General features: G+C 73.7%; 16 protein-coding genes and 1 tRNA gene. 11 read left to right on the top strand and 6 right to left on the bottom strand.

The genetic code is table 11. The features are described from left to right. Window positions 1-134 precede the first annotated feature (134 nt). Complete coding sequence (locus CHF15_RS04960; RefSeq protein ID WP_089222370.1) at window positions 135-2,963, top strand: penicillin acylase family protein; 2,829 nt, start codon at window positions 135-137, stop codon at window positions 2,961-2,963. Between the two features lie 58 nt (window positions 2,964-3,021). On the opposite strand, the gene CHF15_RS04955 is transcribed toward CHF15_RS04960, so the two are convergent. Next, complete coding sequence (locus CHF15_RS04955) at window positions 3,022-3,618, bottom strand: 5-formyltetrahydrofolate cyclo-ligase (RefSeq protein WP_089222369.1); 597 nt, start codon at window positions 3,616-3,618, stop codon at window positions 3,022-3,024. Between the two features lie 80 nt (window positions 3,619-3,698). Here CHF15_RS04955 and CHF15_RS04950 point away from each other — a divergent pair, with 80 nt between their 5' ends. The 7 genes from CHF15_RS04950 (at window position 3,699) to CHF15_RS04920 (ending at window position 8,733) form a co-directional block, all read left to right on the top strand. Next, a complete protein-coding gene (locus tag CHF15_RS04950) occupies window positions 3,699-4,607 on the top strand; it encodes a UTP--glucose-1-phosphate uridylyltransferase (RefSeq protein ID WP_089222368.1) in 909 nt (302 codons plus the stop codon). Further along, complete coding sequence (locus CHF15_RS04945; RefSeq protein WP_089222367.1) at window positions 4,604-5,947, top strand: molybdopterin molybdotransferase MoeA; 1,344 nt, start codon at window positions 4,604-4,606, stop codon at window positions 5,945-5,947. Before CHF15_RS04950 ends, CHF15_RS04945 begins: the two co-directional genes overlap by 4 nt. Window positions 5,948-6,003: 56 nt before the next feature. After that, the gene (gene moaC / locus CHF15_RS04940) at window positions 6,004-6,486 is read left to right on the top strand and encodes a cyclic pyranopterin monophosphate synthase MoaC (protein ID WP_089222366.1); all 483 of its coding nucleotides are present in this window, start codon (window positions 6,004-6,006) and stop codon (window positions 6,484-6,486) included. Then, the gene (locus CHF15_RS04935; protein ID WP_089222365.1) at window positions 6,483-6,971 is read left to right on the top strand and encodes a MogA/MoaB family molybdenum cofactor biosynthesis protein; all 489 of its coding nucleotides are present in this window, start codon (window positions 6,483-6,485) and stop codon (window positions 6,969-6,971) included. The genes moaC and CHF15_RS04935 overlap by 4 nt, the downstream gene beginning before the upstream one ends. Next, on the top strand, window positions 6,968-7,588 hold the full coding sequence (locus CHF15_RS04930) for a GNAT family N-acetyltransferase (protein ID WP_089222364.1): 621 nt from the start codon (window positions 6,968-6,970) through the stop codon (window positions 7,586-7,588). The genes CHF15_RS04935 and CHF15_RS04930 overlap by 4 nt, the downstream gene beginning before the upstream one ends. Before the next feature lie 140 nt (window positions 7,589-7,728). Next, window positions 7,729-8,598, top strand: coding sequence for a divisome protein SepX/GlpR (gene sepX / locus CHF15_RS04925; protein ID WP_089222363.1), 870 nt, complete (start codon window positions 7,729-7,731; stop codon window positions 8,596-8,598). A gap of 61 nt (window positions 8,599-8,659) precedes the next feature. Then, window positions 8,660-8,733, top strand: a tRNA-Ala gene (locus tag CHF15_RS04920). A 73-nt stretch (window positions 8,734-8,806) separates the two neighbouring features. Here CHF15_RS04920 and CHF15_RS04915 read toward each other — a convergent pair. Beyond that, window positions 8,807-9,322 carry a hypothetical protein gene (locus tag CHF15_RS04915; RefSeq protein WP_143681521.1) on the bottom strand — a complete coding sequence of 172 codons (516 nt, stop codon included), beginning with the start codon at window positions 9,320-9,322 and terminating at the stop codon, window positions 8,807-8,809. 118 nt (window positions 9,323-9,440) lie between these two features. Here CHF15_RS04915 and CHF15_RS04910 point away from each other — a divergent pair, with 118 nt between their 5' ends. Further along, window positions 9,441-10,187, top strand: coding sequence for an aminoglycoside 3'-phosphotransferase (locus CHF15_RS04910; RefSeq protein WP_089222361.1), 747 nt, complete (start codon window positions 9,441-9,443; stop codon window positions 10,185-10,187). Window positions 10,188-10,257: 70 nt separating this feature from the next. Beyond that, window positions 10,258-10,977 (top strand): vWA domain-containing protein, encoded by a 720-nt coding sequence (locus tag CHF15_RS04905; RefSeq protein WP_089222360.1) that lies wholly within the window; start codon window positions 10,258-10,260, stop codon window positions 10,975-10,977. On the opposite strand, the gene CHF15_RS04900 is transcribed toward CHF15_RS04905, so the two are convergent. Beyond that, window positions 10,964-11,542, bottom strand: coding sequence for a hypothetical protein (locus CHF15_RS04900; RefSeq protein WP_179279664.1), 579 nt, complete (start codon window positions 11,540-11,542; stop codon window positions 10,964-10,966). The genes CHF15_RS04905 and CHF15_RS04900 overlap by 14 nt on opposite strands. Before the next feature lie 837 nt (window positions 11,543-12,379). Next, entirely contained in the window at window positions 12,380-14,038 is a 1,659-nt protein-coding gene (locus tag CHF15_RS04895) for an IucA/IucC family protein (protein WP_089222359.1), read from the bottom strand. Window positions 14,039-14,113: 75 nt separating this feature from the next. Here CHF15_RS04895 and CHF15_RS04890 point away from each other — a divergent pair, with 75 nt between their 5' ends. Next, complete coding sequence (locus CHF15_RS04890) at window positions 14,114-15,715, top strand: IucA/IucC family protein (protein WP_089222358.1); 1,602 nt, start codon at window positions 14,114-14,116, stop codon at window positions 15,713-15,715. On the opposite strand, the gene CHF15_RS04885 is transcribed toward CHF15_RS04890, so the two are convergent. Then, window positions 15,664-16,428 (bottom strand): peptidoglycan-binding domain-containing protein, encoded by a 765-nt coding sequence (locus tag CHF15_RS04885; RefSeq protein ID WP_089222357.1) that lies wholly within the window; start codon window positions 16,426-16,428, stop codon window positions 15,664-15,666. The two genes, CHF15_RS04890 and CHF15_RS04885, sit on opposite strands and share 52 nt — an antisense overlap. Next, on the bottom strand, window positions 16,425-17,378 hold the full coding sequence (locus CHF15_RS04880) for a hypothetical protein (RefSeq protein WP_089222356.1): 954 nt from the start codon (window positions 17,376-17,378) through the stop codon (window positions 16,425-16,427). Before CHF15_RS04880 ends, CHF15_RS04885 begins: the two co-directional genes overlap by 4 nt. Window positions 17,379-17,400 lie beyond the last annotated feature (22 nt).

The following is a 17,400-nucleotide window of genomic DNA, read 5'->3' as shown; positions in this document are numbered from 1 at the left end:
ACCTAACATTTTACCTGTGCTTGGGGTTGTGGCGATCTCCGTCCACAGGTCAGGACACCGCGTGGGGAGCTACGGGTCGGTACGCCTAAGGTGGCCCCTAGCAATCGGTCCACCCTGCCGTTCGAAGGACATCGATGCCCGCCAAGAAGAAGTCCCGCCGCACGCGCCTCATCGTGATCGGGGTCGTGCTCGTGCTCGTGGCGGGCATCGTCTACGGGTCGTACTGGAGTGTCGCCACCGTCCGCGCCTCCCTCCCGCAGACCACCGGAACCCTGCAGCTCAAGGGCCTGACCGGCGCCGTCCAAGTGAAGCGCGACGGCAACGGGATCCCGCAGATCTACGCCGACACCCCCGAGGACCTGTTCCGCGCCCAGGGCTACGTCCAGGCGCAGGACCGTTTCTACGAGATGGACGTGCGCCGGCACCTGACCGCCGGCCGGCTGTCGGAGATGTTCGGCAGCGGCCAGGTCGAGACCGACGCCTTCCTGCGCACCCTCGGCTGGCGCCGGGTCGCGCAGCAGGAGTACGACACCAAGCTGTCGGCCTCCACGAAGAAGTACCTCGAGGCCTACTCCGACGGTGTCAACGCCTACTTGGGCGGCCATTCCGGCGCCGACCTGTCCGTCGAGTACGCGGCGCTGAAGTTCAGCAACGACTACGTGCCGGAGAAGTGGACCCCGGTCGACTCGGTCGCCTGGCTCAAGGCGATGGCCTGGGACCTGCGCGGCAACATGCAGGACGAGATCGACCGCTCGCTGCTGTCGAGCCGGCTGAGCCCCGCGCAGATCAAGCAGCTCTACCCCGCCTACCCGTACAACCGGAACAAGCCGATCGTCGAGGGCGGAAACGTCAACGAGCTCACCGGCGAGTACGAACCGGCCGGAACCACCACGGAAGCGGGCACGAACCCCGGCGACGGCACCGGCACCGGCACCGGAACCGGGGACGGAACCGGTACGGGCACCGGAACCGGGGACGGCACCGACGCCGCCTCCACCTCCGACGCGACCCAGAACGTCCAGTCCCAGCTCGCCTCGCTCTCCGACACCCTCGACCAGATCCCCGCGCTGCTCGGCCCCAACGGCAACGGCATCGGATCCAACTCCTGGGTGGTCGACGGCAAGCACACCACGACCGGCAAGCCGCTGCTGGCCAACGACCCGCACCTGGCCCCGCAGATGCCCTCGCTCTGGTACCAGATGGGCCTGCACTGCAACAGCGTCGGCGAGGCCTGCCCCTTCGACGTGGCCGGCTACACCTTCTCCGGCATGCCGGGCGTGATAATCGGCCACAACCAGTCGATCGCCTGGGGCATGACCAACCTCGGTGCCGACGTGACCGACCTCTACCTGGAGAAGGTCACCGCCGACACGTACCTCTACGACGGCAAGCAGCGGCCCTTCAAGACCCGCAAGGAGACCATCAAGGTCGCCGGCGGCGAGGACCGCACGATCACGGTGCGCAGCACCCATGACGGCCGTCAGCCGGTGATCTCCGACCGCAGCGCCGAGCTGCGCACCGTCGGCAACCGCGCCCCGGTCCCGAACTCCGCGCCCGACCGCGGCGAGGGCTACGCGGTCTCCCTGCGCTGGACCGCGCTGGAGCCGTCCAACACCATGGACGCGGTCTTCAAGCTCGACACGGCGACCGACTGGGAGCAGTTCCGGTCCGCCGCCCGCGACTTCGCCGTCCCGTCCCAGAACCTGATCTACGCCGACAACAAGGGCGACAAGGGCCACATCGGCTACCAGGCCCCCGGCCGGATCCCGGTCCGCGCCGCGGGCTACGACGGCACCTACCCGGCCCCCGGCTGGGACCCGCGGTACCAGTGGAAGAAGTGGATCCCCTTCTCCGCGATGCCGTACGAGCACGACCCGGAGCGCGGCTACATCGTCACCGCCAACCAGGCCGTGGTCGACCAGGACAAGTACCCCTACCTGCTCACCCAGGACTGGGGTTACGGCACCCGCAGCCAGCGGATCAACGACCTGATCCAGTCCAAGATCAAGGACAGCGGCCTGATCTCCATGGACGACATGCAGAAGATGCAGGGCGACAACAGCAGTGAGATCGCCAAGCTCCTGGTGCCGTACCTGCTGAAGATCGACATAAAGGACGACAAGGACGACTACGTCCGCAACGCCCAGAAGCTGCTGGAGGGCTGGGACTACAACCAGGACTCCGACTCCGCGCCCGCGGCCTACTTCAACGCCGTCTGGCGCAACGTCCTCAAGCTGGCCTTCGGCAACAAGCTGCCCAAGGAGCTGCGCCCCGAGGGCCAGTGCCTGACCGTCCCGGCCGCCGACCGGTCCGGCCCGGTCGACGACCTCGACGGCAAGTCCCAGCTGGTGCGCGAGTGCGGCCGGCGCGCGGCCGACCAGGCGCAGCCGGACGGCGGCGACCGCTGGTTCGAGGTCGTGCGCAACATCCTGGACGAGCAGGACAGCCCGTGGTGGACGGACTCCCCCTCGGCCTTCTACGACAAGGACAGCGACCGGACCCGCACCACCCGCGACGAGCTGCTGGCCCGGGCCATGAAGGACGCCCGCTACGAGCTGACCGCGAAGCTCGGCAAGAACATCGACACCTGGAGCTGGGGCCGCCTCCACACGCTGGAGCTGCGCAACCAGACCCTGGGCACCGGTGGTCCCGCCGTCGTCCGCTGGCTGCTCAACCGCGGTCCGTGGCAGCTCGGCGGCGGCGAGGCCGCGGTCAACGCGACCGGCTGGAACGCGGCCGGCGGCTACGAGGTGGTCTGGGTGCCGTCGATGCGGATGGTGGTCTCGCTGGACGACTTCGACAAGTCCCGGTGGATCAACCTGACGGGAGCCTCCGGCCACGCCTACAGCTCCCACTACACGGACCAGACCACCAAGTGGGCCAAGGGCGAGCTGCTGCCGTGGGTCTTCACCAAGCAGCCGGTCGACGGGGCCACGGAGGACACCCTCGCGCTGACGCCGTAGCCCGCGCGGGCGGACGTGACGACAGGGGCGGGCCTTCGGGCCCGCCCCTCGGCCGTCCTCAGCCCTTCCCGAAGCGCCGCACGCCCTCCGGGGTGACCACCGCGTCGACCGGCCGGTCGTGCGGCTCGTCGGGCACCCGGTCCAGCACCTCGTGCGCGTACAGCAGAACCACCAGCGCCGGCGTCGCCCCCGCCGCGTCCAGCCGGGCCAGGACCCGGTCGTACGAGCCCCCGCCGCGGCCCAGCCGCAGCCCCCGGCCGTCGACGGCCAGCCCGGGGAGCAGGACCGCGTCCGCCCGGGTGACCGCGTCCGGGCCGAGGCGGGGACCGGTCGGCTCGTACAGGCCGCGGGCGGCCCGCACCAGGCCGCCGGGGCCCTCGTAGGGAGCCCAGTCCAGGTCGTTGTCGGGGAGTAGGACCGGCAGGAGCACCCGCTGCCCGCGTTCGCGCAGCAGGTCGAGCAGCGCGCGGGTGCCGGGCTCGCCGCCCATCGACACGTAGGCCGCCACCGTCCGGGCCCGCGACAATTCGGGCAGGTCCAGGGCGTGTTGCGCGATCACCCGTTCGGCCTCCGCGCGGTCACCGGGCGTCAACCCGCGCCTCACCTGGAGGAGGCGTTCCCGCAACTCCCTCTTGCTAACGTTGTCCTCTCTCATTTGACGTGCAACCGCCGCCTATCGCCATCAAGCAACCGGAACTTCATCTTCACCTCATATACAGCGGTTATCGTTGCCCCATGACTCACGCGCGTACCCGGATCAGCAAGGCTGTCATCCCTGCCGCCGGGCTTGGCACCCGTTTCCTGCCCGCCACGAAGGCGACTCCGAAGGAAATGCTGCCGGTGGTCGACAAGCCCGCCATCCAGTACGTCGTCGAGGAGGCCGTCGCCGCGAACCTCTCCGACGTCCTCATGATCACAGGCCGGAACAAGCGGCCGCTCGAGGACCACTTCGACCGCAACTACGAGCTTGAGTCGGCGCTGACCGCCAAGGGCGACGAGGCGCGCCTGGCACGGGTCCAGGAGTCCAGCGACCTCGCCACCATGCACTACGTCCGCCAGGGCGACCCGCGCGGCCTCGGCCACGCCGTGCTCTGCGCCGAGCCGCACGTCGGCGACCAGCCCTTCGCGGTGCTGCTCGGCGACGACCTGATCGACCCCCGGGACCCGCTGCTCGGCCGCATGATCGAGGTGCAGGAGCGGCACGGCGGCAGCGTCGTCGCGCTGATGGAGGTGGACCCGAGCCAGATCCACCTGTACGGCTGCGCCGCCATAGTCCCCACCGGTGACGACGACGTGGTCCGGGTGACCGACCTCGTCGAGAAGCCCGCGCTGGGCGAGGCCCCCTCCGCGTACGCGGTCATCGGGCGCTATGTGCTGGACCCCTCGGTCTTCGCGGTGCTCAGCAAGACCCAGCCCGGCCGCGGCGGCGAGATCCAGCTGACCGACGCGCTGCGCGAACTGGCCCAGGAGGACGGCCCGGACGGGCCCGTGCACGGCGTCATCTTCACCGGCCGGCGCTACGACACCGGAGACCGTGGCGACTACCTGCGTGCGATTGTCCGACTGGCATGCGAACGTGATGACCTGGGGCCGGACTTCCGGTCCTGGCTGCGCACGTATGTCAGCGAGGAGATGCAAGATTGAGCAGCGGCACGGCCGACCGCGTCTGGTCCGTCTCGGAGCACCTCGACAACATCCTGCGGCAACTGAAGCCGCTGGAACCCATCGAGCTGCAACTCCTCGACGCCCAGGGGTGCGTCCTTGTCGAGGACGTCATGGTGCCGGTCGCGCTGCCGCCCTTCGAGAACAGCTCGATGGACGGCTACGCGGTCCGCACCACCGACACCCAGGGCGCCGACGCATCCCATCCGGCCGTTCTCACCGTCATCGGTGACGTGGCGGCCGGCAGTGGCGAACTGCCCACCGTGGGGCCCGGGCAGACCGCCCGGATCATGACCGGCGCCCCGCTGCCGCCCGGCGCCGAGGCCGTCGTCCCCGTCGAGTGGACCGACGGCGGCACGGGCGGCGCTCCGGTCGTGGGCATGCCGGCCGCGAGCCGGAGCCCCGACGCCGTGGGCGGCGAAGTACGCGTCTACCGGCCTGTCGGGCGGGGCGACCACGTCCGCGCCCGCGGCAGCGACGTCGCCGCGGGCGAGCTGGCGCTGAGCGCCGGCACGGTGCTGGGCCCGCCGCAGATCGCCCTGCTCGCCGCCGTCGGCCGGGCCACGGTACGGGTGCGGCCCCGGCCGCGGGTGGTCGTGGTCTCCACCGGCAGCGAGCTGGTCCCGCCCGGCGAGGAGCTGGGCCCGGGCCGTATCCACGACTCCAACAGCTACATGCTCACCGCCGCCGCCCGCGAGGCCGGCGCCCAGTCCTACCGGGTGGGCGCGGTCGCGGACGACGCCGAGACCTTCCGGGCCACCGTCGAGGACCAGCTGATCCGGGCGGACCTCGTGGTCACCAGCGGCGGCGTCAGCGTCGGCGCGTACGACGTGGTGAAGGAGGCCCTCGGCGAGGAGATCGACTTCCGCAAGCTGGCGATGCAGCCCGGCAAGCCGCAGGGCTTCGGCTTCATCGACGTCGGTGCCCGCGCCGAGGCGGAGGACGACGGTGAGCGCACGGAGGCCGCTCCGCCGGAGCCCGAGCGCACCCCGCTGATCGCCCTGCCCGGCAACCCGGTCAGCGCCTACGTCTCGTTCGAGGTGTTCGTGCGGCCCGCGATCCGCACCCTGATGGGTGTGGAGCCGGTGTTCCGGACGACCGTGCGGGCCGTGTGCGAGGGCGAGCTGACCTCCTCGCCCAAGGGCAGGCGGCAGTTCCTGCGCGGCCGGCACGACCCTTCCTCCGGCCGGGTCACCCCTGTGGGCGGTGCCGGATCGCACCTGGTCAAGGCGCTCGCCCACGCGAACGCGCTGATCGTGGTGCCGGAGGACACGACGGAGGTCGCGGCGGGCTCGGAGGTCGACGTCGTGCTGCTCGACTGAGCGGGTACCGTTACTGCCCACGCGAGCACGCGGCGAGCAGTGGGAGTGCCGTACCGATGACAGAACAGCAGCATCTGACGCACATCGACGACGCGGGGGCGGCCCGGATGGTCGACGTCTCGGAGAAGGACGTCACCGCCCGCACCGCCCGTGCCACCGGCCGGGTCCTGGTGTCGCCGCGCGTCATCGAGCTGCTGCGGGGCGAGGGCGTGCCCAAGGGCGACGCCCTCGCCACCGCGCGCATCGCCGGGATCATGGGCGCCAAGCGCACCCCCGACCTCATCCCGCTCTGCCACCCGCTGGCGGTCTCCGGGGTCAAGGTCGACCTCGCCGTGGGCGACTCCTCCGTGGACATCACCGCCACCGTGAAGACCACCGACCGCACGGGCGTCGAGATGGAGGCCCTCACCGCGGTGAGCGTCGCCGCGCTCACGGTCGTCGACATGGTCAAGGCCGTCGACAAGGCCGCGGTCATCACGGACGTACGGGTCGAGGAGAAGTCCGGCGGCAAGTCCGGCGACTGGAGCCGCACCCGATGAGGGCACTCGCCATCACCGCGTCCAACCGCGCGGCCGCCGGGGTCTACGAGGACCGGGGCGGCCCGCTGGTCGTCGCCGGGCTGCGGGCGATGGGCTTCACCGTCGACGGCCCGCGCGTCGTCCCGGACGGCGACCCCGTCGGCGGCGCGCTGCGGGAGGCGGTGGCCGAGGGGTACGACGTCGTGGTCACCACGGGCGGCACCGGCATCTCGCCCACCGACCGCACCCCGGAGGTCACCCGCGCCGTCCTCGACTACGAGGTCCCCGGCGTCGCCGAGGCGGTGCGCGCCGCGGGCCGCGAGAAGGTGCCGACGGCCGCGCTGTCCCGCGGTGTCTGCGGTGTCGCCGGGCGCACCCTGGTGGTGAACCTCCCCGGTTCGACCGGCGGCGTCAAGGACGGCCTGGCCGTTCTGGCCCCGATCCTCGTCCATGCCGTCGAGCAGATCCGCGGCGGCGACCACCCGACGTCGGGGAGACCGAGCTGAACGGGTCCTGGCCGGCCGAGCTGGCGGACGGGGACGTCCTCCTCCGCCCGATAAGGATGCGCGACCAGCGAGCCTGGCGTGAGGTGAACCGGCGCAACCGCGAATGGCTGCGGCCGTGGGAGGCCACCGTGCCCCCGGCCCCGCCCGGTCATCTCACCCAGCGGCCCACCTACCGGCAGATGGTCCGCCATCTGCGCCACGAGGCCGCCGCGGGCCGCATGATGCCGTTCGTCATCGATTACCGGGGGCGGCTCGCCGGGCAGCTCACCGTCGCCGGGGTCACCTGGGGCTCCATGTGCAGCGCCCACGTCGGCTACTGGGTCGACGAGGCCGTCGCCGGCCGCGGGGTCATGCCCACCGCGGTCGCGCTCGCCGTCGACCACTGCTTCCGCGCGGTGGGACTGCACCGCATCGAGGTCTGCATCCGGCCGGAGAACATGCCGAGCCGGCGGGTGGTGGAGAAACTCGGCTTCCGCGAGGAAGGACTGCGTCCCCGCTATCTGCATATCGACGGAGCCTGGCGTGACCACCTGGTCTTCGCGTTGACGGCGGAGGAGGTGCCGGAGGGAATGCTCCACCGCTGGCACCAGGCCCGACCTGGTACGGCTCACAAATAAAATATCTGTTCGAAAAAGGCCGCCGAACCGACTCCGACTTGAACGCAATCAGAAAAAAATTTCGGAGTATCAGCCAGATCGTGCGACACACCGCGCCAAATTGCGTATCCCCTGTCGTGAACCCCCCTACCGTGTGATGCGTGAGCAGCAGCGGCCTCATCTACGCAGTCATCGTCGGGGCCTGGGCTGCCTACTTGGTGCCGATGTGGCTCCGTAGGCAGGACGAGCTCAACGAAGCGCGCCCGACGGAACGCTTCAGCACCGCCATCCGGCTGTTGTCCGGACGCGCGGCCCTGGAGCGCAGGTACGCCGCGACGGCGGACCCGGAATCGGAGGCCGAGGCGGAGCCCGCGGTCGACGTCCGGGCCCTTGCCGTGCCCGCGACGGAGGTGAAGCCGAAGTCCCGGCAGAACGTGAAGGCGGGGAAGGCGGGGAAGGCGGCGAAGCAGGGCGGTCAGGCGAACGCCGGGAAGGCGAAGAAGCCCAATCCGCGGGCCAAGGTGCTCGTGGCCCGCCGCCGCACCATCACGATGCTCTTCCTGGGCTTCACCGCGTGCATGATCGTGGCCGCCGTCGGCGGTGTCGCCTTCCTCTGGGCCCCGGCCGTGCCCGCCGTGCTGCTCACGTTCTACATCGCGTACCTGCGCGTCCAGGAACGCCGTCGCTTCGAGGTCAAGCTCGACCAGCGCCGCGCCGCCGACGCCGCCAAGCGCCTGCGCGAGGCCCGTACGACCCGCGAGCCCGCCCCCGACGTCCCCGATGCGGCCGAACCCGCACCGCCCGCCGAGGAGCCCGCGACGGCCGACCGGCGCGCCCTCGTCGAGCAGACCGACCACGCCGAGTGGGTCGACCAGCAGCGCGTCCCCGTCGAGGACACCTGGGAGGTGCCGGCGCCGCGCCCCACCTTCTCCACCGCCCCGGTCACCCCGCGCCGCTCCCGAGACCGCTCCCGCACCCCCCTGTTCGACCAGCACGCCGACCGCGACCGCCCCCGCGCCGCCAACGAGTGACCGCCCGGCGCCGGGGGCGCGGAGCACCCCCGCCGGGATGCTAGAGTTTTCCTCGTTGCAAGGGCCTGTGGCGCAGTCCGGTAGCGCACCTCGTTCGCATCGAGGGGGTCAGGGGTTCGAATCCCCTCAGGTCCACACAACAGCACGAAGCCCCTGTCGGAGAGATCCGGCAGGGGCTTCGTCGTGCACCGCGTGCACCGCGTACGGATCAGCACGTGTCGCCGACCAGCTCGGCGAAGGCGCTCCGGCTCATGGCGCGGTCGTCGGCCCAGACCTGGCCGGGGCGCAGGGAGGCGAGGTCGGCGGCGGTGAAGTAGACGTGGCCGTCGTAGGTGTCGCCGCCGCGAGGGCCGAAGAACGACAGCGCGTACGTGCGGCCGGGCAGCAGGGCCTGCGTGCCCTCGGTCTCCACCCGCCAGGATTCCGGCGGCTCGAAGACGGGGAAGGTCGTGCGGCCGATGCGTGCCGACGACCACATGTCCCAGCCGCTGTCGGCCGCTTCGTCCGGCAGGGCGCCGGCCGGCGCGTCATCGGACTCCCGCTCGTCCCAGCTGCGCAGGTCCATCCGCGAGGCGTGGTCGCCGGGGCAGGGCTGCACCCTCGCCACCGCGGTGCCGTCCGGGCTCGTCCAGACCGCGACCAGCGGCAACCGCGCCGGGCTGCAGCCGCACAGCAGCCCGAGCCCCACCAGCGCGCCCAGCAAGCCCGTTGCCCCCCGTCGCATGACCGTCCCTCCCCAAGACGCCCGCCCGCCGCCAGCGTGACATCTCCGGGCCCTGCGGGCGAGGTGTCCCGTCGGGTGAAATGGGCTGGCCTCCGGGCGGGTTCGGGGAGAGCATGCGGTGGTGGAGATCTCGGGGCCGCCGGACGGCGAGGTGGAGGTGCCCGCGCGGATCGGGGCGCTGGCGGGGGAGCGGACGCCGCTGCCCGTGTGGCGGAACGAGGCGGGCGGGGTGACGTTCCGGATCGGGTCGGGGGAGGACCGGCTGTTCGCCAAGTGGGCGCCGGCGGGCTCGGGGCCGGACCTGGGGGCCGAGGCCGAGCGCCTGGAGTGGGCGCGCCGCTTCACGTCCGTGCCGTCGGTCCTGGAGCACGGGTCGGACGACGACGGGTCCTGGCTGCTGACGCGCGGACTGCCCGGGGAGAGCGCCGTCAGCCCGCGCTGGACGGCGGATCCCGGCACCGCGGTGCGTGCGCTGGGCGCCGGGCTGCGCGCGCTGCACGAACGGCTGCCCGTGGACGGCTGCCCGTACGACTGGTCCGTCGGCGCCCGCCTGGAACGCGCCCGGCGGGCCGGCAAGCGGGTGCCCGAGGACCTGCCGCAGGCGCCGCCCGTCGAACGGCTCGTGGTGTGCCACGGCGACCCCTGCGCGCCCAACACGCTGCTGGGCGAGGACGGCACCTGGTCGGGCCACGTCGACATGGGCGCCCTCGGTGTCGCCGACCGCTGGGCCGATCTGGCCGTCGCCACCTGGAGCACCGAGTGGAACTACGGCCCCGGCTGGGAGGACGCGCTCCTGGACGCGTACGGCATCGCCCCGGATCCGGAGCGGACCGCCTTCTACCGGCGCCTGTGGAGCGTCACCTGACGGGTGACCCCGGGCGGGTGGAGGTGGCACGATCGGGGCGGAAGCCGAGAGCGCGAGGAGGCGGGGCGCGATGGCCATCGGTCTGGAGAAGGTGCAGGCGGCGGCGCCCGGGCTGGTGAGCCTGTACAAGGGCGCCCGGGTGTCGCTGGAGAAGGCCGGGGTCGCGGGGGAACGGGCCGCGGTGTACCTGGTGCTGGACCGGTCCGGCAGCATGCGGCGGCACTACCGGGACGGCACCGTGCAGCGCCTGGCCGAGCAGGTCCTCGGGCTCGCGGCGAACCTCGACGACGACGGGGTGGTGCCGGTGGTCTTCTTCTCCACCGAGGTGGACGGCGTCGCCGAGTTCGGCCTCGACGGCTACGAGGGGCGGATCAACGCGCTCCACGAGGGCTGCGGCCACATGGGCCGCACCAACTACCACCTGGCGATGCAGGCGGTGATCGACCACTACCGGGCCTCCGGGGCGACGCAGCCCGCGTTCGTCGTCTTCCAGACGGACGGCGGCCCCTCCTCGCGCACGGCCGCCGAGCGGCTGCTCTGCTCCGCCGCCGGGCTGCCGATCTTCTGGCAGTTCGTCGGCTTCGGGGACCCGGAGGGCAAGGACTTCGACTTCCTGCGCAAGCTCGACGAACTCCCGGTGCCCGCCAAGCGGCTGGTGGACAACGCCGGCTTCCACGCCGCGGGGGAGGAGCCCTCGGCGGCCCCGGACGCCGAGCTGTACGCCGCGCTGATGGAGGAGTTCCCGCAGTGGCTGTCGGCGGCGCGGGCGGCGGGCGTCATCCGGGACTGACGGGCGGGGCGGTGGGCGCGGCGGGTGCCCCGGCTGCGGCCGCCGCGTCGACGAGGCGGCCGAGTTCGGCGGCCGACTCGGGCGCGAGCCGGTAGACGCCCTGGAGGCCGATCGACCGCATCAGCCGGCCGTCCTCGACGAACCGCAGCCGGCGTTCGGCGCGGCGCGAGCGGTACGTGAGCCGTTCCAGCAGCTCGCCGGGGACGGTGGTGCCGAAGTCGAGCGGCGTGCCGGGCGGGCCCACCAGCACCTCGGACACGCAACCGCCCTCCAGCGGCGACCAGTCGGGCAGCTTCGCCAACTCGTCCGCGGCCTCCCCGTACGGGATGATCCGCGCGACCTTCAGGCGGCCCAGTACATGGAGCCGGGTGCGGTGGACGCGGACCGGGAAGACGCGGTCGCCGGGCTTGACCCCCGCGAGCCGGAAGCTGGGCAGCGACTGGTGCGGGCCGCCGAACAGGACGCGCAGCCGGCGCCCGGCGTAGCCGCCGCGCGCCAGGTGGCGGCACAGGTCGTTGGTCCACAACGTCGTGAAGGACTGCGGGGTGCCGGCCGGTTCGGACATGCCCGCCACCGTAGGGGGCGGCACCGACAGCGACCGCGGGCGGGCCAGGACCCCGGACGCCCCGGGCCGGAGCGGGGGGTTGGGCAGGGGGTGTCCGCTGGTCGCCGGTCGCCGAGGGGTGGGCCGCGTTCGCGCTGGGCACGGCTTCGGTTCGGGTCTCGAAGGTCGGAGCGTACCGATGTGCCGGGCATGGGTCGCGTCGCCGGGCGCATGGGTTGTCGCTCCCCGTCCCGGCGGCCGGAGCGGGGGGTTGGGCAGGGGTGTCCGCCGGTCGCCGAGGGGTGGGCACGGCTTCGGTTCGGGTCTCGAAGGCCGGAGCGTACCGATGTGCCGGGCGTGGGCCGCGTCGCCGGGCGCCTGGGTCGTCGCTCCCCGACCCGGCAGCCGGAGCAGGGGGTTGGGCAGGGGTGTCCGCTGGTCGCCGAGGGGTGGGCCGCGTTCGCGCTGGGCACGGCTTCGGTTCGGGTCTCGAAGGCCGGAGCGTACCGATGTGCCGGGCGTGGGCCGCGTCGCCGGGCGCCTGGGTCGTCGCTCCCCGACCCGGCAGCCGGAGCAGGGGGTTGGGCAGGGGTGTCCGCTGGTCGCCGAGGGGTGGGCCGCGTTCGCGCTGGGCACGGCTTCGGTTCGGGTCTCGAAGGCCTCCGCGGGAGCGGCCGCGGTGCCGTTGCCGACGGTGACCTGGGTGGCCACCGGCGGGTAGCCGCCGGCGACCAGCGAGTACTCGCCGGCGTCCAGGTCGCCGAAGGCGTACGCGCCGTCGGCGCCGGTGGTGGCGGTCGCCACCACGTTCCCGGCCGCGTCGCCGGGCGCATGGGCCGTCGCTCCCCGACCCGGCGGTCAGAGCAGGGGGTTGGGCAGGCCCGTCCACTGGTCGCCGGTCGTGGGGGTCTCCAGGCGCATCAGGGTCAGGGCCTTGACGGGGAGTTCGGCGGCGGAGAGCAGGGCCGCGCGGTCGGTGCGGGTGTCCGCCGTCGCGGGGAGGGCGTCGAAGGCGCGCTCGGTCTCCGTGCGCACCGCGGCCCACAGCCGTGCCTCGGTGGGGCGGTGGGCCTCGCCGAGGGCGGAGACGAGGCTGCCGAACGTGGTGGCGACCAGGGAGCCGTAGAGCTTGGCGTGCAGGACCGCGGGGTCGTCGCTGAGACCGCGGCCGAGCGGGGGCACGGTGACGCCGCACCGGGCGAGGCGGACCGGGCTGATCCGGACGTCGGCGAGGTCGCGGTAGACCAGCCGCCGCGGCCGGGCGTACCGGTCCAGGACGACCAGGAGGTTCTGGCCGTGCGCCTCCAGGGCGACACCCCAGGACAGCAGCCGCAGCATGGCCGGGAGCGCCAGCCGGGCGAAGGCGGTGAGCCAGGCGGCGCCGTCCGCGGGCGCGCCCGGGCCCGCGGCCGCGAGCAGGGAGTGCAGCAGGGGTGGCCCGCCGTCGGCGGGCCGCCCGGTGAGGGCGGCGACGGGCAGCAGGGTCTCCCCGGCCGCCGGGTCGGCGAAGCCGGACGGGGACTCCCGCAGCAGCGCGGCGAGGTCGGGGCTGGGCTCACCGCCGACGACGGCGGCGGCCGCCCCGAGGTTGCGGGTGACGCGGAGCGTGTCGCCGCCGAGCCGCCGGGTCAGCTCGTCCAGCAGCGCGGACAGCGCGGCGCTGTCGGTCACCGAACGGGCCGAGATGTCGCGGACGGACGAGGTCATCCGCATGCTCAGCGCCGTCTTCAGATGCGGCCCGCCGTCGAGCGGGGCGACGGTGCGCACCGACATCAGCGGCCGGGTGGGGACCGCGGCCTCGGCGTACGGGCGCAGCCCCAGGGCGGGCAGGATGTGCCGGGTCTGCCAGGGGTGGACGGGCAGCAGCAGCCGGTCGCCGTCCCGGAACCGGTCCGGCCAGGCGCCCGCGACCAGGCAGTCGGCGGCGGGGACGGCGACGAGGTCGAGGGCGACGACGGGCCGGTGCTCGGGCCCGTAGGCCAGTTGCTCGGCCACGGAGAAACCGGGGCGGCTGCGGCAGCACGGGTGGTACGGGTGGCCGTCCACGACGCCCTGCTCGAAGGACGCGAGCGTCGGCGGCTGTCCCCCGTGGCCCTCGGCGCCCGCGGCGCCCGCCCGGGACAGGGCCAAGGAGGCGACGCTGTGGTCGAGTTCGTCGCGCAGCAGGCCCGACCCCGGCAGTCCGAGTGCCTCCACCAGGGCGGCCGGGTGGTCGTGGGGCCGTCCGTCCAGCAGCAGGGCGGGTTCGTCCTTCGGCGACCCCAGGTCGTGCGGCAGTCGGCGCGGCCCGACGAGCACCCGGCCGTCGCGGAAGAGCACACGGTCCGGGCCGCGCGAGGCGATGCCCGGCAGTGGTTCCAGGAGCAGGCCCCGCCACAGGCGGCCGAGGACGGCGGCGCGGGCACCGGGGAGCGCGGCGGTGTACGCGTCGTGCAGATCAGGACGGAGCGTCGCCAGCTCGGTGGCGAACGCCGTCTCCAGGGGGCGCCGCGTCGCAGCCGCCGAGTGCGGGTACATGATGGGTCCCTACCCTACGCAGGAGGCGGCCGACCGTGCATCGAGCAGCGTTGCGACCAGCGGGAACGTACCGTCGTGGGTGAAGCCTGGGACCGCGCCGAGGCGCTGTCCGCCACGGCCCTGCTGAACTGCCTGCTGCGCGAGGTCGCCGAGGCCGCGGGCGAGGACGGGGGCCGTCCCGTGTACCGGCTGCCCGCGACCGGCCGGCTGCTGCGGGTGCGGGCCGGACGCCATCCCGCCGGCCCAGAGCTGCGCACCGCGGACGGCTGGCGGCCGCTCCCGCTGGAGGCGCTGGTCGACGTGGTCGCCGCCGAGCTCACCGCCCGAACGGGCGTCGCCGGCACCGAGCTGCCCGCCGAGATCGCCGACAGCCGCGACGTGCTCGCCGCCCTGCTGGAGGCCCGTGAGCACGCGCCGCCCCCCGCGGATCCGTATCTGCGCTCCGAGCAGGCCCTGGTGGCCGGTCACCGTCACCATCCCGCGCCCAAGGCCCGCGGTGGCGGCCCCCCGGAGAGCTGGCTGCCCTACGCGCCGGAGGCGCACACGAGCTTCCCGCTCACGCTGCTCGCGGTCCGCGCGGACCTGCTGGCCGGTGAGGGCGACACCGCGGTGCTCGACCGGCAGTACCCGGACGTCCCCGAGGGCTACCGGGTCCTGCCCGCGCACCCCTGGCAGCTGGCCCTGCTGGGCGACCTCCCGGCCTTCCACGACGGTCGGCTGCTGCGGCTGGGGCACACCGTGGAACCGGCCGTGCCGACGGCGTCCCTGCGGACGGTGTACCTGCCGGAGGCCGACCTCTTCCTGAAGTTCAGTCTCGACGTGCGGATCACCAACGACATCCGCCGGCTGTGGCGGCACGACCTGCGCTGGCTGGGGCCCGTCGACGAGGTGCTGCGCGCCGTGCCGGAGGCGGACGTCCTGTCCGACCGCGGTCACCGGACCGCCGACCTCGGCGGCCGGGACGCGTACGAGGCACTGGCCGTGCTCGTCCGCGACGGCTTCGGCACACACCTGCGCCCCGGGCTGACCCCGTTGCTGGCGGCGGCCGTCGCCGAGGGTTACGAGGGCAGCCCGCTCGCCGCGCCCGGCCTGACCGCGGACGGCGCGCTGGCCTGGTGGGAGGCGTATCTGCGGCAGGTCGTGCCGCCGGTGCTGCACGCGTATCTGCGGCACGGGGTCGTCCTGGAGTGCCACCTGCAGAACGTGCTCGTCGCCGTGGACGCCGACGGGCTGCCCGGACAGGCGCTCTTCCGCGACCACGAGGGCGTCAAGCTGGTCGAGGAGCGGCACCGCGAACTGCTGCGCCGCCATGCGCGGCCGGACGCCCCCGGGCCGGGCGTGGACGCCGCCCACGGCTGGGAGCGCCTGGTCTACTGCCTGGTCACCAACAACCTGCTGGAGATCGCGGGCGCGGTCGCCGAACGCCACCCGGAACTCACCCCGGTGCTGTGGGCGAGGGCCCGGGCGTTCCTCGCGCGGTGGTCGGCCGGGCACGGCGATCCGGCGCCGCTGCGGGAGCTGCTCGCCGCCGCGCACATCCCGGGGAAGACCAATCTGCTGCTGCGCTGGACCGGCGCGGACGGCGCCGCCGCCCGCTACCTGCCGCTGCCGAACCCGCTGCGGGCTCAGGGCGCGGAGGTGACCGACTCCAGCGAACGGCGCGTGCCGGGGCCGTAGAACCCCGGGCTGTCGCCCGTGACGCCGTGGCTCTGCTGGTAGCGCTGGACGGCGTCCTTGACCCCGCCGTCGTACTTGCCGTCGGCGGGGCCGTCGTAGAGCTGCACCTGGGCGAGCCGCTGCTGCAGCGCCACGACCTCGGGGCCGCGCGAGCCCGGCTTGAGCACCGCGCCGGAACCGGCCGTCGCGGTGGCCCCGCCCTGCGCGGTGGCGGTGGTGGTCGCGCCGGCCGTGGCGGAGGCCGGTGCCCCTGTGCCGGACGCGGAACCGGAGGCGGAGGCGGACGGGGAGGAGCCGCCCGCGCCCGACCGGGCCGACGGGGCCCCGGCGCTGTGCGAGGGCTCCGCCGTGCCGTCGGAGTCGAGCAGGCTGGGCAGCGCCGGCCGGGGCTGCGAGGCGCTCGGGGCGGGCCGCGCACGGTCGGCCTCGCCCGGACCGGTGACGAGGTGCCCGAGCAGGGCCAGTACGCCGACGCCGGTCACCGCCGCGGCCACCGTGACGACGGTCCGCAGGCGGCGGGAGCGGGCCGCCGCCCGGCGCGCCCCGCGAGGCGCGTCAGCCGGCCGCGGCTGCGGCTGCAACTGCGGCTCCGGCGTTCCGGCGGGGCCGGGCGGGTCCTCGGGGAACAGTTCGGCGTAGTCGGGCGCCGGTCCTTCGGAGCCGACGCCTATCAGCGGTCTGACGGTCGTGCCCCCCGGATCGCCGCCGCTCATCGCTCCTCGCCCGCCTGGTCGGGAACGAGGCGTTCGAGGACGTCCTGGAACTCCTCGCCGACCGTGATCAGCAGCCCGTCCCCGTCCTTCCGGCTGAGCTGGGTCAGCACGCCGTCCCGCCACCAGTAGACGTACGGGCTGATGGGGCCCACCGCGTCCTCGTGGCCCGCCGCGGCGAAACCCGCCATGCCGTTGAGCGCCGGGATGACGGCGCTGTCACGGATGGCGTGGAAGGCCAGCTGGTGCCGGAACGGCATGGCGACCAGCGCCCCGTCGGCGGTCAGGGGCTTCCCGGTGACCCGCTCCACGAGTTCGTCCAGGACCAGCACCCGGGCGGCGGTGAAGAAGGAGTCGCCGACGAGGACGTCGAAGCGCACGTCGGCGTGCCGGACCACCTCGTGCCGTTCCACCGGCAGGTCGCGCAGGTTGAGCAGGGCGCGGCCGCGCAGCTCGCGGGTGTCGCCGAGCGGGACCAGGGCCTGGTCGGCGAGCGTCATCACGCTCTCCGGGAGGTCCAGGGCGAGTACCTCCAGCAGCCCGGGTGCGGCGATCCGGGCGTAGCGGAAGGTGTCCGGGTCGACCGCGTCGGGCGTGACCAGGCGCGGGTAGAGCCGCTCGCGGATCTCCTCGGGGGGCATGGTCTCCAGCGGCGACGGCCCGTCGAGGGTGCGCAGCACCGCCCCGATGTGCTCCCGCGCCAGCTGCGGCCACACGCGCGGGCCGCGCCGGTCGTTGTGGCACAGCGCGGCGAGGTTGCCGAGCCCGAAGCGCCGGCCGGAGTCGTCGGTCACCATGTCGGCGAAGACCGTGACCTCCAGCCCGAGTTCGGCGAACGACTCGCGCACGATCGCGCGGAAGCGCGCCCCCTCGTCCACCGAGAAGAAGGCGTACTCGGGGTCGCGGGGTGTGTCCCGCTGGTCACGCTTCGGCCCGCGCCGGAAAATCCCCACCTCAGCTGTCCCCTCGACCTGG

This window comes from Actinacidiphila glaucinigra, assembly GCF_900188405.1.
Lineage (GTDB): Bacteria > Actinomycetota > Actinomycetes > Streptomycetales > Streptomycetaceae > Actinacidiphila > Actinacidiphila glaucinigra.
Note: the sequence above shows the minus strand (reverse complement) of the source record. Positions and strands in the feature narration are given on the sequence as shown.